Here is a 4,520-nt window from a genome sequence, read left to right as displayed (position 1 = left end):
TGGGCCGAACTCGCGGAAAAGCTGTTAGCTTTACCCCACGTTCGCTCAAGACAGGTGGCAACGGAAGGGCTCGCGTGATGGGCGTCGACCCCGGGCTGACCCGATGCGGGCTGTCGGTGGTCGAAAGCGGGCGCGGACGAAACGTGGTCGCGCTGGACGTGGACGTGGTGCGGACCCCGTCGGACGCGCCGCTGGCCGAGAGGCTGCTGGCCATCAGCGATGCCGTCGAGCACTGGCTGGCCACCCACCAACCGGACGTCGTCGCCATCGAGCGGGTGTTCTCCCAGCTGAACGTGTCGACGGTGATGGGCACCGCGCAGGCCGGCGGGGTGATCGCGCTGGCGGCGGCCAAGCGCGGCATCGACGTGCACTTCCACACGCCGAGCGAGGTCAAGGCCGCGGTCACGGGCAACGGTGCCGCGGACAAGGCCCAGGTGACCGCGATGGTCACGAAAATCCTTGCGCTGCAAGCGAAGCCGACTCCCGCGGACGCCGCGGACGCGCTGGCGTTGGCCATCTGCCACTGCTGGCGGGCGCCGATGCTGGCCCGGATGGCCGCGGCCGAAGCGCTGGCCGCGCAACAGCGGCACGCGTACCTGGCCAAGCTGAAGGCCGCGCGATGATCGCCTCGGTGCGCGGTGAGGTGCTCGAGGTGGCGCTCGACCACGCGGTGATCGAGGCCGCCGGCGTCGGCTACCGGGTCAACGCGACGCCGTCGACGCTGGCGACGCTGCGCTCCGGGACCGAGGCGCGGTTGATCACCGCGATGGTCGTGCGCGAGGACTCGATGACGCTGTACGGCTTCACCGACACCGAGACCCGAGACCTGTTCCTGACCCTGCTGACCGTGTCGGGGGTGGGCCCCCGGCTGGCGATGGCGACGTTGGCGGTTCACGACGCGGCGGCGTTGCGGCAGGTGCTGCACGACAGCGACGTGGTCGCGCTGACCCGGGTTCCCGGGATCGGCAAACGCGGTGCCGAACGAATGGTGCTCGAGCTGCGGGACAAGGTGGGCGCGGTGTCAGCGGGCGCGCCCGCGTCCGTGGTCAACGGGCACGCGGTGCGCGGGCCGGTGGTCGAGGCGCTGGTCGGCCTGGGCTTCGCCGTCAAGCAGGCCGAGGAGGCCACCGACAAGGTGCTGGCCACCGATCAGGACGCGACGACATCCGGCGCCCTGCGCGCCGCCCTCTCGCTGCTGGGCAAGACCAAATGAGCAGCCCCGACGATGACTTCGCCGACCGCGAGCTGTCGCCGGCGCTGGCCGTCGGGGAGGGGGACATCGACGTCAGTCTGCGGCCGCGCTCGCTGCGGGAGTTCATCGGCCAGCCGCGGGTGCGCGAACAGCTGCAGCTGGTGATCGAGGGCGCCAAAAATCGCGGCGGCACACCGGATCACATCCTGCTCTCGGGTCCGCCGGGGCTGGGCAAGACGTCGCTGGCCATGATCATCGCCGCCGAGCTCGGGTCCTCGTTGCGCGTGACGTCGGGTCCGGCGCTGGAACGCGCCGGTGACCTGGCCGCCATGCTGTCCAACCTGGTCGAGCACGACGTGCTGTTCATCGACGAGATTCACCGCATCGCCCGGCCCGCCGAGGAGATGCTGTACCTGGCGATGGAGGACTTTCGCGTCGACGTGGTGGTCGGCAAGGGTCCAGGCGCGACGTCGATCCCCCTGGAGGTGGCGCCCTTCACCCTGGTCGGCGCCACCACCCGGTCCGGCGCGCTGACCGGGCCGCTGCGCGATCGGTTCGGGTTCACCGCCCACATGGACTTCTACGAGCCCGCCGAGTTGGAGCTGGTGCTGGCCCGCTCAGCCGGCATCCTCGGCATCGAGCTGGGCGCCGAGGCGGCCGAGGAGATCGCCCGGCGCTCGCGCGGGACACCGCGCATCGCCAACCGGCTGCTGCGGCGGGTCCGCGACTTCGCCGAGGTGCGCGCCGACGGGGTGATCACCCGCGACGTCGCCAAGGCCGCACTGGCGGTCTACGACGTCGACGAGCTGGGCCTGGACCGGCTGGACCGGGCCGTGCTGTCGGCCCTGACCCGCAGCTTCGGCGGGGGCCCGGTCGGGGTCTCGACCCTGGCGGTGGCCGTGGGGGAGGAGGCCACCACGGTCGAGGAGGTGTGCGAACCGTTCCTGGTCCGCGCCGGGATGGTCGCCCGCACGCCGCGCGGCCGGGTGGCCACCGCGCAGGCATGGACACACCTGGGCATGAGCCCGCCGGCGGGCGTCACCGGGTTGGGCCAACCAGGCCTGTTTGACTAGTGGCGATCGCGAGCGCGGCGAAGGCCGGGCGATGCGGGTCGCCACCGTTTGACTAGTGGCGATCGCGAGCGCGGCGAAGGCCGGGCGATGCGGGTCGCCACCGTTTGACTAGTGGCGATCGCGAGCGCGGCGAAGGCCGGGCGATGCGGGTCGCCACCGTTTGACTAGTGGCGATCGCGAGCGCGGCGAAGGCCGGGCGATGCGGGTCGCCACCGTTTGACTAGTGGCGATCGCGAGCGCGGCGAAGGCCGGGCGATGCGGGTCGCCACCGTTTGACTAGTGGCGATCGCGAGCGCGGCGAAGGCCGGGCGATGCGGGTCGCCACCATTGGACTAGTGGCGATCGCGAGCGCGACCAAATCGTGACCTTTGCGGGTCAGCCCGGCCGCGGCGGTCCGCGGCTACGCTGTCCGGCCTGCTCAGGCCCCTGCCACCCCGGCGGACCAGCCACAGCCGGCGTTCCCAGCCGACACCCTGGCGGCCCGCGATCGGTTATGCGTGGGCGTCGTCGGGTAACCAAGCTCACAGCAGTAATACCTGTTGAAGGAGATTCTGATGAGGACCACGCGCTACGACAACGAACGCCCTCGCGCGCTGTACATGCCACGCACCCGCGGCGCGCTAACCGGGCTGCTCCTGATTCTGTTGGGCGCCTGGGGCGCACTGGTGCCGTTCTTCGGGCCCAACATCGACTGGGCCTACCTGACCGACCCGGCGTGGACGTGGACCACGACCAAGGGCTGGCTCGAGGTGCTCCCCGGGGCCGCCACGGCGTTGGGCGGCCTGCTGGTCCTTACGTCGGGCAACCGCGCCAGCGGCGTCTTCGGCGGTTGGCTGGCGGTCCTCGGCGGGGCCTGGTTCGTGGTCGGCCGCGCGTTCGCGTCGACCCTGGGCATCGGCGACCTCGGGCAACCGGTGGCGTCGACGGACCTGAAACGAGCCCTGCTCGAGGTCACCTACTTCACCGGCCTGGGCGCCCTGATCGTGTTCCTGGGCGGGGCGGCCGTGGCGCGCCTGGCGGTGCGGCACGCGCGAGACGTCGTGGTGACCGAGCCGGCCCCGGTGGCCGCCGAGGCGGTGCCGGCCGGCGGCCCGGCCATGTACGACGAGACGCGGGGCGGCATGCCCGCCGCGCGGACGGACCGGGTCGAAGCCGAGCCCCGCGGGCGTGGTTTCTTCGGTCGGCGCGCCGGTGGCGGCCTGTTCCACCGGCACCACCACGCCGGCGTGTAACGAGTGACGCGGGAGGCGCCGGTAGCCATTGGCTACCGGCGCCCTTTCGCGTCCGGGGCGGTCCGGGCGACCGCAGGTCGGTAAAGTTCCACCGCGCAGGCCTCGACCACCGAGGAGGAGCGATGATCACTGCCGGGTTGGTGTTCGCCGGACTGGCGGCTTTACTGCACGTCTACATCTTTGTAATGGAATCGTTCACCTGGACCTCGCCGCGCACCCGCGCCACGTTCGGCACGACGGCCGAGGAGGCCGAGACAACCAAGTTGCTGGCCTTCAACCAAGGCTTCTACAACCTGTTCCTGGCCGTGGTCACCGGCCTCGGCATCGGGGCGATCATCTTGCGGCACAACGCCGTTGGGGCGGCGCTCATCTTCGCCGGCGTCGGGCCCATGGCCGCGGCCGCGGTGGTCCTGCTGCTGTCCGCACCGGAGAAGGGGCGTGCCGCGGTCACGCAGGGCGTCTTTCCGGCGATCGCGATCGCGCTGCTGCTGCTCGGCCTCAGGTTTTAACATCTGTCTCACCAGCCCCAATGGTCACCGCCGGGGGCGGAATTCCGCGCGCCGCATGGGTTACAAGCGGAAATGGTCGGGTACCCATGCCGGGCCGGAAACAGGCCCGGTATTCAACGAGGGGATGTCATGAAATACGCAGAAGACGGCCAAACACGCGGGCTGAGCATGCCGCGTTCGCGTGGCGCGGTCAGCGGACTGCTCCTGGTCATCATGGGAGCTTGGGGGGCGTTAATACCGTTTGTCGGACCGCGCTTCAACTTCGCCTACACGCCCGATCGGGAGTGGGCGTGGAGCACGGCTCGAGGGTGGCTCGAGGTTCTGCCGGGGGCGGCGACCGTGCTGGGTGGCCTCTTGCTGATCGTCGCCGGAAACCGCGTCGCGGCGATGCTGGGCGGCTGGCTGGCGGTCCTGGCCGGCGCCTGGTTCGTCGTGGGCGGCCAGTTCGCGCCGCTGCTGGGAATCGGCTCCGCCGGTGATCCCGTCGCCGCGACCGACCGCAAGCGCGCGGTGC

The 4,520-nt window shown here is 71.1% G+C and carries 5 protein-coding genes and 1 pseudogene; all 6 read left to right on the top strand.

What is annotated here, in order from left to right; all coding sequences use genetic code 11:
- Window positions 1–77: 77 nt before the first annotated feature.
- Window positions 78–623, top strand: a complete 546-nt coding sequence (gene ruvC / locus A9X03_RS23825) for a crossover junction endodeoxyribonuclease RuvC (protein WP_068263313.1) — start codon at window positions 78–80, stop codon at window positions 621–623.
- Entirely contained in the window at window positions 620–1,213 is a 594-nt protein-coding gene (gene ruvA / locus A9X03_RS23820; RefSeq protein ID WP_068263310.1) for a Holliday junction branch migration protein RuvA, read from the top strand. Before ruvC ends, ruvA begins: the two co-directional genes overlap by 4 nt.
- Window positions 1,210–2,265 (top strand): Holliday junction branch migration DNA helicase RuvB, encoded by a 1,056-nt coding sequence (gene ruvB / locus A9X03_RS23815; RefSeq protein ID WP_067784382.1) that lies wholly within the window; start codon window positions 1,210–1,212, stop codon window positions 2,263–2,265. The genes ruvA and ruvB overlap by 4 nt, the downstream gene beginning before the upstream one ends.
- Window positions 2,266–2,819: 554 nt before the next feature.
- Entirely contained in the window at window positions 2,820–3,497 is a 678-nt protein-coding gene (locus A9X03_RS23810; protein WP_067752103.1) for a hypothetical protein, read from the top strand.
- A gap of 122 nt (window positions 3,498–3,619) precedes the next feature.
- Window positions 3,620–4,006 (top strand): DUF1304 domain-containing protein, encoded by a 387-nt coding sequence (locus A9X03_RS23805; protein ID WP_067752097.1) that lies wholly within the window; start codon window positions 3,620–3,622, stop codon window positions 4,004–4,006.
- A gap of 129 nt (window positions 4,007–4,135) precedes the next feature.
- Window positions 4,136–4,520 (top strand): annotated as a pseudogene (locus A9X03_RS23800) (hypothetical protein); the annotation flags it as partial.

It is taken from the genome of Mycobacterium sp. E1715 (genome assembly GCF_001667625.1).
Lineage (GTDB): Bacteria > Actinomycetota > Actinomycetes > Mycobacteriales > Mycobacteriaceae > Mycobacterium.
The sequence above is the reverse complement of the archived record's forward strand: the minus strand, read 5'-3'. Positions and strand labels throughout refer to the sequence as shown.